Here is a 15,049-nt window from a genome sequence, read left to right as displayed (position 1 = left end):
TCTAAATCTTTTGCAGCTCTCATTCTCATACTCCCTGTAACATCAAGAACTATAAGGACATTGGGCTTTTCAATCACAGAGACATGTGGTGGAGCTGAACATGGCATCTCTTGCCCTTTTAAATTAAAAAGAAATAATAAAAATATAATCAAAACCCTTTTCATTATTGACCTCCTTGTGTTCCAATAGGGACAAGTCTTAAAACCTCAACTACACCTTGTTGACCTCTTGGATGACGAGCTTCTGAGGCAATTAAAAATACTTGTCCCAAGGATCCACCAGTTTCTGAATAACCAAGACCTAAATAGGCTGCAGCGAATCTTAAATTAAAACCTGAACGCTGATAAACCGTCACCATTTCAGGATCCACTGTAACATCATAAGAACCAATCCTAAAATTTCTCGGATCTAAATTATCAAGACCTGAAATATACCTTCTTATCTGCCATACTCCCCTTTCTATTCCACCATCTGCTGCCTCAATTGCAGAAACAAATCTTTCCTCTCCACCTGTTACAAAAATTCCCCTTGATACAAGAAAAAGGGCTGTCCCTATTAAGATGGTTAACAGGGAAGCCATTAATATAGTTGTAATTAGGGCAACCCCTCTTTTCATAACTCCTCCTTATATATTTAGATTTTTAGGGTACACAACCCCCTGCAAAATTATTCTATCAAATCTTCTATCACGTACATTCAGATTTATTACTCTATTTTCCACATTTAAAACTCTTCTGTTATATAAAAAACCAGGAATACCCTTTGACCTTACTATCATGGTTACTCTTATAGCGAATTTATTGTTAAAAATCATACTACTACTTATTCCAGTAAGATCATTAACCCATTCATTAGGGTCTATTACATTGTTAGGGTTTCCATTTAAACCATCAATTCCATAAGCAAACTGAATATCCTCAACATTTTCAAGAAAAGGAACTCCAGCCCTTCTTAAAACACGATTTGCATCAAGCTGATAGGTAATTCCAGTTGTAACACCTCTTTGATCTCTAACACCAATTATTATTGTTCCCTTTTTACAAGATATAGGATTTCTTAAAATTAATGTGAGAGTCCTAGTGCTATAGTCTACTCGTGTAGACTCTACCTGAACCCCTTGTATACCTTCAATTAAACTTCTTGATTCAGGATCTATACCGTATATAAAGTCAAGAGGTTTTATATTTCTTACTGTATCAGCTCTTTCCCATAAATTTAAAAGAATTCTCCTTGTAGGTATCTGAGTACCTTCTTTAACCACGTTGAACCTTGTTTGAGCCAGTTCTAATCCGAGAGCAACTCCAAAAATTGTTATTGCATCAGGACCATTTCGCCCCCCATCCTGAGAGATTATGAAATTATTAGTAGGTCCCAAACCAAAACCACACATCTTAAGGTCCCACTTTAATATTTCAAAGGCTACCTGAGCATCAGTCTGCAGGGATGAAACATTTTGAACTTGAATAGTTCTCCTATGTTGAGTCAAAAAAAGTGCTATAATTGCTACTATAACAATTTGAAAAATTAATACGGAAACTAAGAGTTCAACTAAAGTGAAAGCTCTTTTCATCATCTTCCCCCCCTATAGTAACTTGTTTGAGCGGTTACAAAAAATCTATCGTTTCTCCATAAAACAAAAACCCTAATATCATAAAGATCTGGATCTTGGGGATCCCTTTCTATATTCCAAATAATTCGCCAAGTCATACCAGTCACTCTGTCATCTAACACTAACAAGTGATCAAAATTATTTAGATTAAAAAGACCATTCCCAGGTCTTACATCTTGAATGTGAGGATGATCTGGAGGTAAGTTCTTAAGATAGTCAAGATGAGAGGTCATTATTTCCCTTGCTCTTATTCTTTGACTGTTTAAGATATTTGCTTCAAGACCAAAAAATAGTGCATTTAAAAGACCTACAAAAAGTATACCAAATATAGTTATTGATACAAGAAGCTCTATCAAAGTAAGGCCACTTCTACAAAAATTAGCCTTCCCTCCAGGCTCCATTTCTCCACCTCCAAAGTTTTATTCTTCCTGAGGGTGTAACTCCTATTGCAAAATCTAACCTTCCATCTGTCAAATAGAAAGCCCCGGCAACAGCTCCTCCTCTTCTATCAAAAATTAAAATATCATTTGGAAAAACAACACCGTCACTTTCTATAACACCAAGTGCCTCCTCAACTCCCCTAGTTGCAAGACTTATACCAAATCTTAGTTTGACAAAATTATAATTAGCAAAATGCTGCTCACCAAAACCAGCTCTTAATCTTGAAACACCAAACCCTCTTCCAATCCTACGCACTAATATAGAACTTTGGGTAGAGATAGCACTTTCTCTCCAAACATTTAGTAAACTAACAATACGTTGTGCTTCACTTTCAGAGGAGACTTCCCCAAGATTTTTTAAAGAATAAACGCCTATACCTAGTAGAATAGTAAAGATAAGAACAACAGATAAAAGCTCTATTAAGGTAAACCCTCTCTTTTTATTACCCTTCGCATCCTTTCCTGTAATCATGCCTTACCTCCTGTCTACTTTAATTTTATACAAAATTTGTTCCATTTTTTTAAAGCAAAAAATGTGTATTTTTTTTTAAATTGTTTACTTTGGGTTACATAGATTGTTTATAATAAATGAGATGAGTATAAAGAATTTTAAAATTTTTGTGAAACTTTTTTTCTTCTTTCTTTTTGTTACGGGTGTTACAAATTTTTTAATTCACTTTCATGAATATTTAAATACAAAAAGGCTCCTAAAAATTTTTTTAGAAAGAGAAAGGGAAAAATTAAGGGAAATTTTATCTCAAGAGAAATTTGTAAGTTTTCCAGAAATAGAAATGATAGTTTCCTATAAAAGTGGGTTTGAGGTGATCTATAAAAAGGAAAACGTTATTTTAAGTGGAGAAGATCTAAGGGAGATAAGTAAAATAAAGGACTTTTATCTAGATAAAAATCAAAAGTTTTGGTTAAACTTAAAAGATGAGAAGGTGTTAGTTAGATATGAAAATTTGCCTTTAATTTATATAATTACATTAAATTCAAATTTGAGGCTTTTTTTTAATTTTCTCTTTACCCTAACTTTTTTCTTGCTTCTTTATGCTTTTTACATTGTAATAAGTAACTTTTTTGTATGGTTAGAGGAAAAAGATAAAAAAATAACTGATCTATTTAAGGATTTATTTGGAAAATCTGTCTTAAAAGAAATGGAAGAGATAGAAAGTAAAAGAAAGTTTATAGAGATAGCTGAGATTTCAGCCCTCTTTTCCCATGAACTCAAAAATTCACTTCAATCTATTTTAACTTATATGAAATTAGTTAGAAACAAAATTGAAGATAGTATTTTTGATAAAATTTACGAGGAAGTAAAAAGTTTAAACAGTACAATGGAGGATTATCAGAGATATATTATAAAAGGTGAAAAAGTTACACTGGAGAGTGTTAATATTAAAGAAGTTGTGTTAGAGGCCTTAGAAGAACTGAGCTTTGACAAAGAAGTAGAAATAATAAAAAATATTGAGGAGGCAAATTTAAGGGGAAATAAAATTTTATTAAAAAAGATGGTTTCTAACATTTTAAAAAATTCTCAAGAGGCAATTGAAAAAAAGGGAAAAATTAAAATAGAGGGATTTTTAAGAGATAATAAATACTTTCTTTATATTGAAGATACAGGAATTGGAATGGATAAAAAAGTTCTTGAAAGAGCCACAGAACCCTTTTTTACAACTAAGGCAAGGGGACTTGGACTTGGACTATTTTTTGTTAAAAAAATAGCAGAAATCCATAGCGCTAAACTTGAGATCGAAAGCAAAAAGGGAAAAGGAACAAAAGTAAAACTTGAATTTCCGTTATGATTAAAAAAATTTCAATCCTAAATGATAACTACACTTTTGTTAAATCAATAGAAAGATTTTTAAGTGAAAAGGGATTTAAGGCAGAAGGATTTGTAGATGAAGAAGAGTTTCTAAAAAGCTTTGAAGCAGAAAGACCCGATGTTGTTTTACTCGACTACAAATTAAGAAAATACGACGGGATAACTATCCTAAAGAGAATAAAAGAGAAGGATAGAAGTATTTATGTAATTATGATAACAGCTTATGGATCAATAGAAAATGCGGTAGAGGCAATGAAAGAGGGAGCCTATTATTATTTGACAAAACCCTTTGACCCTGAGGCAGTTTTGATTCTGATAGAAAAAATAATAGAAGAGAAAATGAAGGAGGAAGAGAAGTTAGAACTTATAAGAACGATAAGTGGGGAAGTCCCTGATATAGTAGGTAAAAGTGAGAAATTTTTAAAGGCTCTTGAACTTTCTAAGAAAGTAGCAAAGGAAGACACAACGGTACTGATAATAGGTGAGTCTGGAACAGGAAAAGAGGTTTTTGCAAGATTTATACATTTAAACTCAAAAAGAAGAGACGGCCCCTTTATAGCTATTAACTGCGCAGCAATTCCTAAGGAGCTCCTTGAAAATGAACTTTTTGGTTCAGAAAAGGGAGCCTTTACAGGTGCTTATAGAACAAAAATTGGTAAATTTGAATTAGCAGATGGGGGAACTCTTTTTCTTGATGAAATTGCAGAGCTTCCTCTTGAACTTCAACCAAAACTTTTAAGGGCGATTGAAAACAAAGAAATTGAAAGGTTAGGGGGAACAAAAAAAATAGTTATAGACACAAGAATAATAGCGGCTACAAATCGAAATTTAAAAGAACTTGTAAAAAAGGGTCTTTTTAGAGAGGATCTTTACTATAGAATTTCTGTATTTCCAATAGTACTTCCTCCCTTAAGAGAAAGGAAAGAAGATATAATTTTAATTTCAGAGAATTTTATAAAGAAGATTGGGAGAAAAATTGGAAAGAAACTAAAAATAAGTGAAGAGGCAAAGGCGATACTTCTTTCTTATGATTATCCAGGTAATGTAAGAGAGCTTGAAAATATACTTGAGAGGGCAGCGATTTTAAGTACTGATGGTATTATAAAAAGGGAGGATCTTTTAATTGAAGTGGGTGAAGAAAGTAAAAGGGAGCCTAAAGTCGGGAAACTAAGGGACATTTTGAAAATAGAAATTGAAAGAATTGAGAGGGAGGTAATTGAAAATTCTCTGAGGGCTACGGAGGGCAACATATCAAGGGCAAGTAAGATTTTAGGCATATCTCGAAAATCTTTATATAAAAAGATAAAAAAATATGGAATAAATATTTAGAAAACTTCAAGTTTTTATAGCGATAAATCTTGTTTCAAATGGAAAAAATTTAAGAAATTTTAAAATTTTTTTTAAAATTAGCTTCTTTGAAGGCTTAAGTTCTTCCTTAAAAACAAAATTTTTCTTAAAAATTTTAAAACCTACTCTTTTAATCAATTTCTCAATATCATAATATTTCATAAAATTTAATTCGTACAGAAAATTTTCAAGAAAGGGCACGTCTTCCCATTTTTTGTTAATTTTTTTTAGTCTATTTTTATAAAAAAAGTTTTTTAGAAGAAATTTAGAAACTTTCTTCGGAAGATAGGGCAACGAGAAAACCCTAAAGTGGGGTTCAAAGGGAAAAAAATAGTTAGGTAATGAAAGATAGAGAATTCCTCTACTTTTTAATACCCTCTTTATTTCACTTAAAAATAATATTGGATTTTTAATGTGCTCAAGTGTATGGGTACAGACTACTAAATCAAAGGAATTATCTTTAAAGGGCAAGTTAAATCCATCACCCACAAGAGGGTAAAGGTTATAACCAGTCAATTTCTTTTTTAGATTCACGACATAAATAAAATCTCTCTCAATATCAAGAGCAAAAACTATAGCATTTTTTTTGTAAATCACAAAAGTATTATTTCCAAAACCACATCCGAGATCTAAAACCCTTTTATTTTTTAAATTAAATAATTCATCGAGGTAATCAACAAAATAAGCGTATAGTCTATTTATTTCGGCCTTTGAACTTATATATTTTTTTTTCCCTCCTTTATCCCAATCAGGTATTGAAAGCCTTGCCCAGTCTTCATTTTTTTCTGTTATCTCCTTTATTTTTCTATAAATTTCCTCCTTTATTTTTTCCTCTTTCATAGTGGGGCTCTATAAAGGGGAAAGAAAAATTCACTGGGCAAAGGTCCCATTTTTTTTCTCTCCTCAAGAAGCTCTAAGTATACTTTTTCGTTATGAATTACTCCATAAACATAGTAGGGTAAGAAAAAATCTGAGAATCCACTTTTAAATAAAAATAAACTATCTTTGCCCTTCATACCTCCTCCAAGATGAAGGATCTCAAATCCTTTTTTCTTTGCAAAATCTATTGCCTCAAAGATAATTAGGTGGGAACCACCGTATTTACTATAGTTATAATCTGAACCTGATAAAAAGTAATGGAAAAACTTGTTGTATCCTAAGAACATAGAGGCAGCAATAGGATTATCTTTTAAAAAAGCAATAATAATATAAGATTCGTCAAAGTATTTAAAAAAATCTTCTATAAATGAAAAGGGGAAAAAGTAAAAGGGTGACGCCTTTTTTCTTTTCATCGTTTCTATATAAAGATTATGAAATATTTCTATGTCCCTTTTTTCTCTTGAAATTTTAATCTCTATTTTATTTTTCTTAGCACTTTTGATTAACGCAAGATGCCCTTTCCTTATTTTTAATTTCTCATTAAGCTTAATAAATACAGAATAAGTAACGAGATTAGTAATAAAATTTTCAAGCCTTATATCTTCACTATAAAAAAAGGGATGAACCCGTGTAAACTCAGAAATAACATTTTCTTCATATAAATAATTTGAAAACTCTTTATAGAATTTCTTTAAAAGATCTCTTAGGCTAAGATTTTTTATTTCAAATGTAAAGCCACCCACACCATATGGAGTGAAAATGTCATAGTAATTTTTATTATCAATTTTCAGTTTTATAAATGGTTTTAAAATTTTTGAGCCATCTATTTCATAATAGGCATAAAAACCCTTTCCATTATGGAGTTTTTCAAAAACTGTGACATATTCTGGCAAAAAAAAGATATCCATATTTTGGAAGCTCTCTAAAATTTCCCTTTTAAAGTCTTTTAGCTCAAAAATTAAAAGGTTACCATATTTCATATGTCCCTATACTGTGGAAAAAGTAGCGGTTTTTCCTTAATATTTTTAAATTTCATAAATTCTGTCACAAGTTCATCATAAATTTTTTCAAAATAGATTTTTTTTGATATAAAGTAACTTTTTACTTTTTTGGAAAAGCCCAATTTAAAGTGAAAGAGAGAATCGTCTTTTCCGATACCCCCTCCCAGCATAAGAAATCTAAAATTTTTTTTAAAAGCTTCTTTCATAAAGGAATAGATTAAAAAGTGGTTTAAACCCTTAAGTTTTAAGGTAAAACCTGATCCTAAAAAATAAGTAGAATATGGAAACTTTTTTAAAAAAATGTCACCTGTTATAAATTGGTTATCTTTAAAAAGAAGCCAAAATTCTACACCCCCTATTTCTTTTAGTTTTTCAAAAAAGGATTTTGGAAAAAAGTGCCTCTTTTCAGCCATTTTATCTCTCATTGTTTCGATATACCTATCATAAAAAAGTTCATAAAAGTTTTCTGGAGAATTTATTTTAATTTCAAAATTTTCTTTAATTGCATAATTTATGTTCCTTCTATGATTTTCTCTTAAACTCTTAAAAATTTCTGCTTCAGTTTTGAAATCTGAAAAATCAACATAAACGACACTTGAAACCCTTATTAAAGAATAAAAATCTTCAAAATTTTTATGATTTTCAATTAATGGATGAAATCTTACAAACTCAGAAATAACTTTTGAATCTTTAAAATAATCTTCTAAAACTTTTGATAAATTTCTAATTTTTCCAATAAGTAAGGGACCACCTACACCGTAAGGAGACGTAATATCAAAATAGTCCCTATATTTATCTGGAACGTAAATAAGTTCATTCAAACTCCTTTTAATATAGGGATAGAAAAAAACGCCTTCGTCGCCCTCAAAAAATAGAGCTTCCGGAACTCCCCCTTCTATTTGGCAGTTTGCCTCTACAAAGTCATAAGTATAAAAAATGTCTGAAGGTTCAAAGAGTTTTAAAACCCTCTCCCATTCTTTCTTTTCCCTTACAATTATCATCTAATTGAAAGAGTCTTATTAAAAATCTCTTCTATTGAATATTTAGTGAAAAATTTTATAATTACCCTTTTTATTATCAAATCTCCTCTAACCCTTTTAAAAGGTAAAGGTATAAATTTAGGCAATCTGTTGTTTAAAAGGTTAGAGATAGATTCTTTTATTTCCTCGAGAGTATTTGCGTTATAGATATACCCCCCTCTTTCTCTTAAGCTTTGTCTATTGCCGATGTTTATAACAGGAACTTTAAACAGGCCTGCTTCATAAAGTGCGCTTGAAGAGTTCCCGATAATAAACTTTGAACTTTTCATTATAGAGATGTATTCTAGATAGGGAAAATTTGGAAACAGTGAAATTTTTTTCATCTCTTTTTCTTTTATTAAAAGGTTAAAAATTTCCCTTCCACCTGGATCATTATTCGGGGCAATTGCCAAAATATTAAGCTTAAATTCATAAAGAGCTTTTAAAATTAACTTCAGTTCCCTTATTGAATTTTCTATATCAAAAGGTAAGGGATGATAAATTAATAAGACATAATCTTTTTCATCAAACAAATTATACTTTCTTTTAATCAAGGTATAATCAGGAATGTAATCGTCTGGAAGAGAGTAAATACCTAAATTTCCAACAACATATATTCTTTTTCCATCTTCGCCCATTTTTATTAAATTTTTTTTACTTTTAGATGTAGCAGGGAAATGTATATGAGAGAGTTTTGAAACAACATGTCTTACATAGGTATCAGGAATTTTAAAGCTTGTATTATCTCCTCCATGAATATGAGCAACAGGAATCTTAAGAAAAGTAGCTGATAAAGATGCAGCGAGTATTTCTATACGATCTCCAAGAACAAAAACAATATGAGGTTTTATAGTTTTAAAAACATTTACAAACTGAATTATCCCATGACCTAAGGAAATAGGAAGAGACTCCTGTAAATCCGAGTCAAGCTGAAAGGGGATTTCAAAATCTATTTTAAATCCATCGCTAGTTATGTTTTTCTTTGTAAGACCAAAAAAAGGAGAAAGATGTAGTCCTGTTACTATAAGGTAAAGTTCAAATTCCTCTGATTTACTAAATGTTTTTAAAACAGGATACAAAAGTCCGTATTCAGCTCTTGAGCCTGTTACAAATGCAGTTTTTATTTTCATTTGAATTATACTTTTTATTATAATTAAAAGAGTTAAGTTTGATAAAACTAGGAGGAAAATTGAAATGAGCACATTATCTACAAAGGAGTATCAAACTGTTAGTTATATATCTGGTCCACTTTTGTTTGTAGAAGGTGCAAGAGATTTTTCTTATGCAGCTCTTGTTGAAATTTTGATGCCTGATGGTACAAAGAGAAAAGGACAAGTACTTGAAGTTTCTGATAAATATGCAGTGATTCAAGTTCTCGAGGGAACAATAGGTCTTGATGTAGCCACAACTAGGGTCAGGTTTTTAGAGGATCAGGTTCATATAGGGGTTTCAAGGGAACTAATTGGGAGAATATTTAATGGAAGAGGAGAACCAATCGATGGTCTTCCTTTTCCTACTCCTGAGAAGAGGCTACCAATAATTGGAGCAGCAATAAATCCGATAGCAAGAGATAAGCCCTCCGATTTTATTCAAACAGGCGTTTCAGCAATTGATGGCTTTAATACACTTGTTAGAGGGCAAAAATTGCCGATCTTTTCTGGAGCTGGACTTCCAGCAAACGAAATTGCAGCAATGATAATGAAATATGCAAAGGTAAGAGGTGAGGGAGAAGAGTTTTTAATTGTTTTTGCAGCAATGGGTTTAACTTCAAGGGAGTATTCCTATTTTATGAAGGAATTTAAAGAAAGTGGAGCGCTTGGAAGAATAGTGGCTTTTGTAAATTTGGCTGATGATCCTGCAGTAGAGAGACTCTTAACTCCTAGATTTGCTCTTACTGTAGCAGAATATTTTGCTTTTGAACTTGACTTTCATGTCCTTGTGATACTTTCGGATATGACGAATTATTGCGAAGCCCTAAGAGAGATAGGAGCAGCAAGAGAAGAAGTTCCAGGGAGGAGGGGTTATCCCGGTTATATGTATACAGACTTAGCTACAATGTATGAAAGGACCGGTAGAATCAGAGGTAAAAAGGGATCAATAACTCAGATTCCAATTTTAACGATGCCAGATGATGATATTACTCACCCTATTCCGGATTTGACGGGTTATATAACTGAGGGGCAGATAGTGCTTTCAAGAGAGCTTCATAGAAAAGGGGTCTTCCCACCTATTGATATTTTAATGAGTTTATCGAGGTTAATGAATTTAGGGATTGGAGAGGGAAAAACTGCGGCATATCATAGGGAGTGGAAAGATCAGCTTTATGCGTGTTATGCAAGAGGAAAAGATTTAAGAAAATTAGTAGCCATAGTAGGGGAAGACGCGTTAAGTGAACTTGATAAAAAGTATTTGAAATTTGCAGATGAGTTTGAAAAAGTTATGTTGAACCAGCAAGACAAAGAGAGAACAATAGAGGAAACGCTAGAAATAGGATGGAATCTGCTGGGTATGCTTCCGAAAACTGAACTTTCAAAAATAAAAAGAAAATATTTGGAGGAGTTTTATAAAGAATGGATACCAAAACAAGCAAAAGAAGCTTATTAGAGGAAATTGCAAAGGACGAGGTCTGGGGACCAGTTTTTAAAATGGTCGCCCAGCAGGTTGAAAAAGCCTTTGAGGTCGGCAAATTGAATGAGAAATATTTTGAAACAGTACTTGAACCTGAGAGAGTTCTAAGGGTTTCAATACCTGTTGTAATGGATGATGAAAGTATAAAATGTTTTGCAGGATATAGGGTACAGCATTCAACAGCAAGGGGCCCAGCAAAGGGAGGCATAAGATACCATCCAGATGTAACCCTTGATGAGGTTGCTGCACTTGCAGCTTGGATGAGTTTTAAAAATGCGCTAGTGAATTTACCCTTTGGTGGCGGAAAGGGAGGAGTAAAGGTTGATCCCGCTTTGCTTTCCCAGGGAGAACTTGTAAGATTAACAAGAAGATATACATCTGGTATATTGCCACTAATAGGTCCATATAAGGATGTACCTGCTCCTGATGTAAATACGAATGATATGATAATGGATGTAATTATGGATACTTATTCAATGTTCCAAGGATTTACAACTCCAAGTATAGTAACAGGGAAATCAGTTTCTCTTGGTGGCTCAGTTGGAAGAAGAGAGGCAACTGGCAAGGGAGTATTCTTTGTTACGAAAGAGTTTTTGAAATTAAAAAATAAAGATTTAGAAAAACAGAGGATTGCAATTCAGGGCTTTGGAAATGTGGGTTCAATTGCGGCACTATCTTTTTATGAAGCAGGAGCAAAAGTCTGTGCAGTTACAGATATCTCTGGTGGCATCTATAATGAAAAGGGATTAGATATCAAAAGAATATTAAAGTTAATAGAGGAAAAGAAGTTCTTGAAGGAAATAAAGGGAGAAGGTGATTTTATAGAAAACAGGGAACTTTTTGGGCTAGATGCTGATATACTTATTCCGGCGGCTATAGAAAGGCAGATTACTGAAGAGAATGCTCCTTCTATTAAGGCATTTTTAATAGTGGAGGGAGCAAATGGTCCTGTAACTCCAGAGGCTGAAAACATCTTACTTGAAAAGGGAGTTTATATACTTCCCGATATTTTAGCAAACTCAGGAGGAGTTATTGTTTCATATTTTGAGTGGGTCCAGGATCTACAGTATTACTTCTGGAAAGAGAAAGAAATATTTGAGAAGTTAGAGGATATTTTAAGATCAGCATTGAATCATGTAATAAATAAGGCAGAAGAATTAAAAACTGATTTTAGAACTGCGGCACTTGTCATAGGTATTTCAAGAATAATCGATGCAATCGAAAGGAGAGGAATTTTCCCATAAAAAAGGTAAGTGTATTAATACCTGGATATAACGAGGCAGAAAATATTGAGCATTTAGTAAAAGAAATAGATGAGTTTATAGAAAAGTTTGATATAAAGGACTGGGAGTTTATATATATAGATGATGGTTCTACTGATTCTACTTTAGAGGAAATTAATAAGTATCTTAAGGAGAGGAATTATCTTAAACTTGTCTCCTACAAAAGAAATATGGGAAAAACTTATGCTCTACAAAGGGGGTTAAAAGTAGCAGAAGGTGATATAATTGTTATTTTTGATGCTGATCTTCAATTTACCTTAAATGATGCAAAGAGGTTAGTAGAAAAAATTGAGGAGGGTTTTGATATAGTTTGTGGTAAAAAGACTGGTAAGTATAATAAAAGGGTTGTTTCTTTTTTTTACAATACTTTAACAAGGCTTCTTTTTAAGGTTCCTGCTTCTGATATGAATTCTATTAAAGCGATAAGAAAGGAAGTTCTTTTAGAGGTTCCGTTAAGGAAAGATTGGCATAGGTATATAGTAGTTTGGGGATGGGAGTATGGATTTTCTGTAACAGAAATAAATGTTGAATTAAGACCAAGAAGGTTTGGAGTGAGTAAGTATAGAGGTTTTAAGAGAGTACTTATTGGTTTTCTAGACCTTGTCGCTGTTAAGATACAGATATCCTTTATGAGAAAACCCATGCTTTTATTTGGGACTCTCTCAATTATTTCATTTTTAATTGGCTTAATTGGCAGTTTGATAGGGCTTTATATAAAGTTTTTTATTCACAAAAAAGTAAGGTTAATTTCAATTGTTTTTTTAATAGCTCTTTTTTCTATTTTAAGTCTTTTATTTTTCTTAGTTGGCTTTCTTGGGGAGGCGATAGCAGGGATTCATGATAGATTAGACAAGTTAGAGAAAAGAAGATGAGGATATTGATAACAGGGGCAGGAGGTTTTATAGGAAGTCATCTTGTAGAACATTTAAGTAAAAAATTCAAAATTATAGCCTTTGTGAGATATAATTCTCAGGGAAACATTGGAAATTTAAAATATATTGAAAAAGAGAATTTAAAAAATGTTGAAATAGTTTTTGGTGATTTGAGAGCAAGAGAGGAAATTGAAAAGGCTTTTAAAAACTCAAACTTAGTAATTCATCTTGCCGCCTCTATATCTGTAAATAGATCCTTTGAAAATATTGAGGAAGTTTTTTTTAATAACATATTAGTTACCTTTAACATACTACACGCCCTAAAAAAATCTAAAATTCCTTTAATACATTTTTCTACTTCAGAGGTATATGGAAATCCTGAGAGTTTACCTATAAGGGAGAAAGATTGTAAAAAGGCTCTTTCTCCCTATGCTGCTTCTAAGATAGCCTCTGATGAGCTTGTAAGATCTGTATGTATTTATGAAGATATTCCTTTTTTGATCGTAAGACCCTTTAACACCTATGGTCCAAGACAGTCTATAAGGTCAATAATACCTTGGTTAATCTATGAAATTTTAAACTCAGAGGAAGTTGAGGTAGGAAATCTGTATACAAAACGTGACTTTATTTATGTTAAAGATCTTTGTAAAATAATTGAAATCTTTATTGAAAAGAGATATTTTAACGGAGAGGAGATAAACATCTGCTCGGGAGAGTCCTATTCTATAAAAGAGATTTTAGACATACTTTTTAGAATTTCGGGGAAAACTAAAAAAATTAAGGAAAAAGAACAGAGAAAGAGGCCGGTAAAAAGTGAGATTACGGAGTTAAGGGGTGATAATACGAGGCTTAGGGAAATTGTAGGTGAGATAAAATTAAAGAGTTTTGAGGAAGGTTTAAGAGAAACCTATGAATTTTATGAGAAATTTGGATTTGAAGCTCCAAAAGAGTTTAGTTTACTTTGAAAGTAATTATATTAAGATTTTCCTCTGGAGGAGATTTAATTTTACTCACAGGTATAGTAAATAAACTACTTGAGAGTGGCGTAGATGTCTCAATACTTTTAAAGAGAAAATTTAGAGATATATTTTCTGGTTTTGAAAATTTAAAAATTTATGAGCTTGAAGATCATGAAGGAATTTTTAGGGAGGAGTTTAATTATGCTTTTGATTTGCAAAAGAATTTAAAAAGTTTTATTCTGATGAAAAGGATAAAGGCGAAAGAAAAGCTATCTATAAACAAAAGAAGTATTTTAAGGAGGATTTATCTTTATTTGAGGTATCCGATTAAGGAAAAAAGTATGATAAAAATTTTTGCAGAGCCTTTTGAAAAGGTTTTTAGGGAGAATTTTTATTTAAGGCCGGTTTTAAAAGGTGAAGTTAAATTTGAGGGTTTGCCAGGGAAATATATTTTAATAGCTCCCTTTACTTCAAAAGAAAAGAAGAATCTTTCTAATTATGTTTTGAAAAAAATATTGGAGAGTGAGAGTAAAAAAAATATGTGTGTAGTGGTGGGAGATTTAAAAAGTAAAGGTATAAGTTTACCCCTTGTTAATGAAAATATAGTTGATTTGAGGGGAAGGACAAGTTTGAGGGAGCTTTTTTATATTGTGAAGAATTCGGATTATGTAATAACTGTTGATAGTATGGTTTCGCATATTGCGAGTGCATACAAAAAAAAGGGCGTAGTAATTTTTGGACCAACTACCCCGATCTATGGTTTTAGACCGTTTGGAGAAGAATTAAGAGTTTTATACAATAAGACTTTCTGTTCACCCTGTTCTCTTCACGGAGAGGGCTTCTGTTTATTTAACAAAAGATGTTATAAAAAGATACTTAATAAGTTTGTAGGGGGAGGCAATAAATCCTCCCCCATTCAGGATTTTCTACGTTTATAAACTTAGGTGATATTTAAGACCAAAGCCTATATATTGAGCACCATTTCCCTCCGTAAAAATATGTTTAAAGGAGAGTGAGAATTCAACTACGTTATTAAATATAAAGCCACCACCTAATATTAAACCAGGATCTGTTTCAGACCTAGACGCGGTATCGACTACATCACCACCTTCTGTCACTATCCTCCATTTGTAACTTTGCATATTGACTTTGAAACCTCCTCCGAAGAAAATTGATACTTTAGGATT

At 32.1% G+C, this 15,049-nt stretch carries 16 protein-coding genes; 7 read left to right on the top strand and 9 right to left on the bottom strand.

What is annotated here, in order from left to right:
• Positions 1-163: 163 nt before the first annotated feature.
• The 4 genes from ABDH49_08790 to ABDH49_08775 are packed head-to-tail and all read right to left on the bottom strand — an operon-like array spanning position 164 to position 2,521.
• On the bottom strand, positions 164-616 hold the full coding sequence (locus ABDH49_08790; protein MEN3047051.1) for a hypothetical protein: 453 nt from the start codon (positions 614-616) through the stop codon (positions 164-166).
• 9 nt (positions 617-625) lie between these two features.
• A complete protein-coding gene (locus tag ABDH49_08785) occupies positions 626-1,573 on the bottom strand; it encodes a hypothetical protein (protein MEN3047050.1) in 948 nt (315 codons plus the stop codon).
• Positions 1,570-2,010, bottom strand: coding sequence for a prepilin-type N-terminal cleavage/methylation domain-containing protein (locus tag ABDH49_08780; GenBank protein MEN3047049.1), 441 nt, complete (start codon positions 2,008-2,010; stop codon positions 1,570-1,572). Before ABDH49_08780 ends, ABDH49_08785 begins: the two co-directional genes overlap by 4 nt.
• Positions 1,988-2,521 carry a prepilin-type N-terminal cleavage/methylation domain-containing protein gene (locus ABDH49_08775; GenBank protein MEN3047048.1) on the bottom strand — a complete coding sequence of 178 codons (534 nt, stop codon included), beginning with the start codon at positions 2,519-2,521 and terminating at the stop codon, positions 1,988-1,990. The genes ABDH49_08780 and ABDH49_08775 overlap by 23 nt, the downstream gene beginning before the upstream one ends.
• A gap of 148 nt (positions 2,522-2,669) precedes the next feature.
• On the opposite strand from ABDH49_08775, the gene ABDH49_08770 reads away from it, so the two are divergent.
• Both ABDH49_08770 and ABDH49_08765 read left to right on the top strand, forming a co-directional pair.
• Positions 2,670-3,854: a HAMP domain-containing sensor histidine kinase gene (locus ABDH49_08770; GenBank protein MEN3047047.1), complete on the top strand. Its 1,185-nt coding sequence runs from the start codon at positions 2,670-2,672 to the stop codon at positions 3,852-3,854.
• Complete coding sequence (locus ABDH49_08765; GenBank protein MEN3047046.1) at positions 3,851-5,203, top strand: sigma-54 dependent transcriptional regulator; 1,353 nt, start codon at positions 3,851-3,853, stop codon at positions 5,201-5,203. The genes ABDH49_08770 and ABDH49_08765 overlap by 4 nt, the downstream gene beginning before the upstream one ends.
• 6 nt (positions 5,204-5,209) lie before the next feature.
• Here ABDH49_08765 and ABDH49_08760 read toward each other — a convergent pair whose 3' ends face one another.
• From ABDH49_08760 to neuC, 4 genes are read right to left on the bottom strand one after another with little or no spacing between them, the layout of a single operon-like run.
• A complete protein-coding gene (locus ABDH49_08760; protein ID MEN3047045.1) occupies positions 5,210-6,061 on the bottom strand; it encodes a methyltransferase domain-containing protein in 852 nt (283 codons plus the stop codon).
• Complete coding sequence (locus ABDH49_08755; protein ID MEN3047044.1) at positions 6,058-7,080, bottom strand: GNAT family N-acetyltransferase; 1,023 nt, start codon at positions 7,078-7,080, stop codon at positions 6,058-6,060. Before ABDH49_08755 ends, ABDH49_08760 begins: the two co-directional genes overlap by 4 nt.
• The gene (locus ABDH49_08750) at positions 7,077-8,102 is read right to left on the bottom strand and encodes a hypothetical protein (protein MEN3047043.1); all 1,026 of its coding nucleotides are present in this window, start codon (positions 8,100-8,102) and stop codon (positions 7,077-7,079) included. Before ABDH49_08750 ends, ABDH49_08755 begins: the two co-directional genes overlap by 4 nt.
• Positions 8,099-9,250 carry a UDP-N-acetylglucosamine 2-epimerase gene (gene neuC, locus ABDH49_08745; GenBank protein ID MEN3047042.1) on the bottom strand — a complete coding sequence of 384 codons (1,152 nt, stop codon included), beginning with the start codon at positions 9,248-9,250 and terminating at the stop codon, positions 8,099-8,101. The genes ABDH49_08750 and neuC overlap by 4 nt, the downstream gene beginning before the upstream one ends.
• A gap of 64 nt (positions 9,251-9,314) precedes the next feature.
• On the opposite strand from neuC, the gene ABDH49_08740 reads away from it, so the two are divergent.
• Genes ABDH49_08740 through ABDH49_08720 form a run of 5 tightly spaced genes read left to right on the top strand, consistent with a single transcriptional unit; the run spans position 9,315 to position 14,800 of the window.
• Positions 9,315-10,724, top strand: a complete 1,410-nt coding sequence (locus ABDH49_08740; protein ID MEN3047041.1) for a V-type ATP synthase subunit B — start codon at positions 9,315-9,317, stop codon at positions 10,722-10,724.
• Positions 10,691-11,992 carry a Glu/Leu/Phe/Val dehydrogenase gene (locus ABDH49_08735; protein MEN3047040.1) on the top strand — a complete coding sequence of 434 codons (1,302 nt, stop codon included), beginning with the start codon at positions 10,691-10,693 and terminating at the stop codon, positions 11,990-11,992. Before ABDH49_08740 ends, ABDH49_08735 begins: the two co-directional genes overlap by 34 nt.
• Positions 11,989-12,903: a glycosyltransferase family 2 protein gene (locus tag ABDH49_08730; protein MEN3047039.1), complete on the top strand. Its 915-nt coding sequence runs from the start codon at positions 11,989-11,991 to the stop codon at positions 12,901-12,903. Before ABDH49_08735 ends, ABDH49_08730 begins: the two co-directional genes overlap by 4 nt.
• The gene (locus ABDH49_08725) at positions 12,900-13,868 is read left to right on the top strand and encodes a GDP-mannose 4,6-dehydratase (GenBank protein ID MEN3047038.1); all 969 of its coding nucleotides are present in this window, start codon (positions 12,900-12,902) and stop codon (positions 13,866-13,868) included. The genes ABDH49_08730 and ABDH49_08725 overlap by 4 nt, the downstream gene beginning before the upstream one ends.
• Positions 13,865-14,800 (top strand): glycosyltransferase family 9 protein, encoded by a 936-nt coding sequence (locus tag ABDH49_08720; protein MEN3047037.1) that lies wholly within the window; start codon positions 13,865-13,867, stop codon positions 14,798-14,800. Before ABDH49_08725 ends, ABDH49_08720 begins: the two co-directional genes overlap by 4 nt.
• Here the strand turns inward: ABDH49_08720 and ABDH49_08715 are convergent.
• Positions 14,795-15,049, bottom strand: a 255-nt coding sequence (locus tag ABDH49_08715; GenBank protein ID MEN3047036.1) for a hypothetical protein, incomplete at its 5' end; no start/stop codon positions are given. The two genes, ABDH49_08720 and ABDH49_08715, sit on opposite strands and share 6 nt — an antisense overlap.

The sequence above is a fragment of the Candidatus Hydrothermales bacterium genome (genome assembly GCA_039630235.1).
GTDB lineage: Bacteria > Hydrothermota > Hydrothermia > Hydrothermales > JAJRUZ01 > JBCNVI01.
The sequence above is the reverse complement of the archived record's forward strand: the minus strand, read 5'-3'. Positions and strand labels throughout refer to the sequence as shown.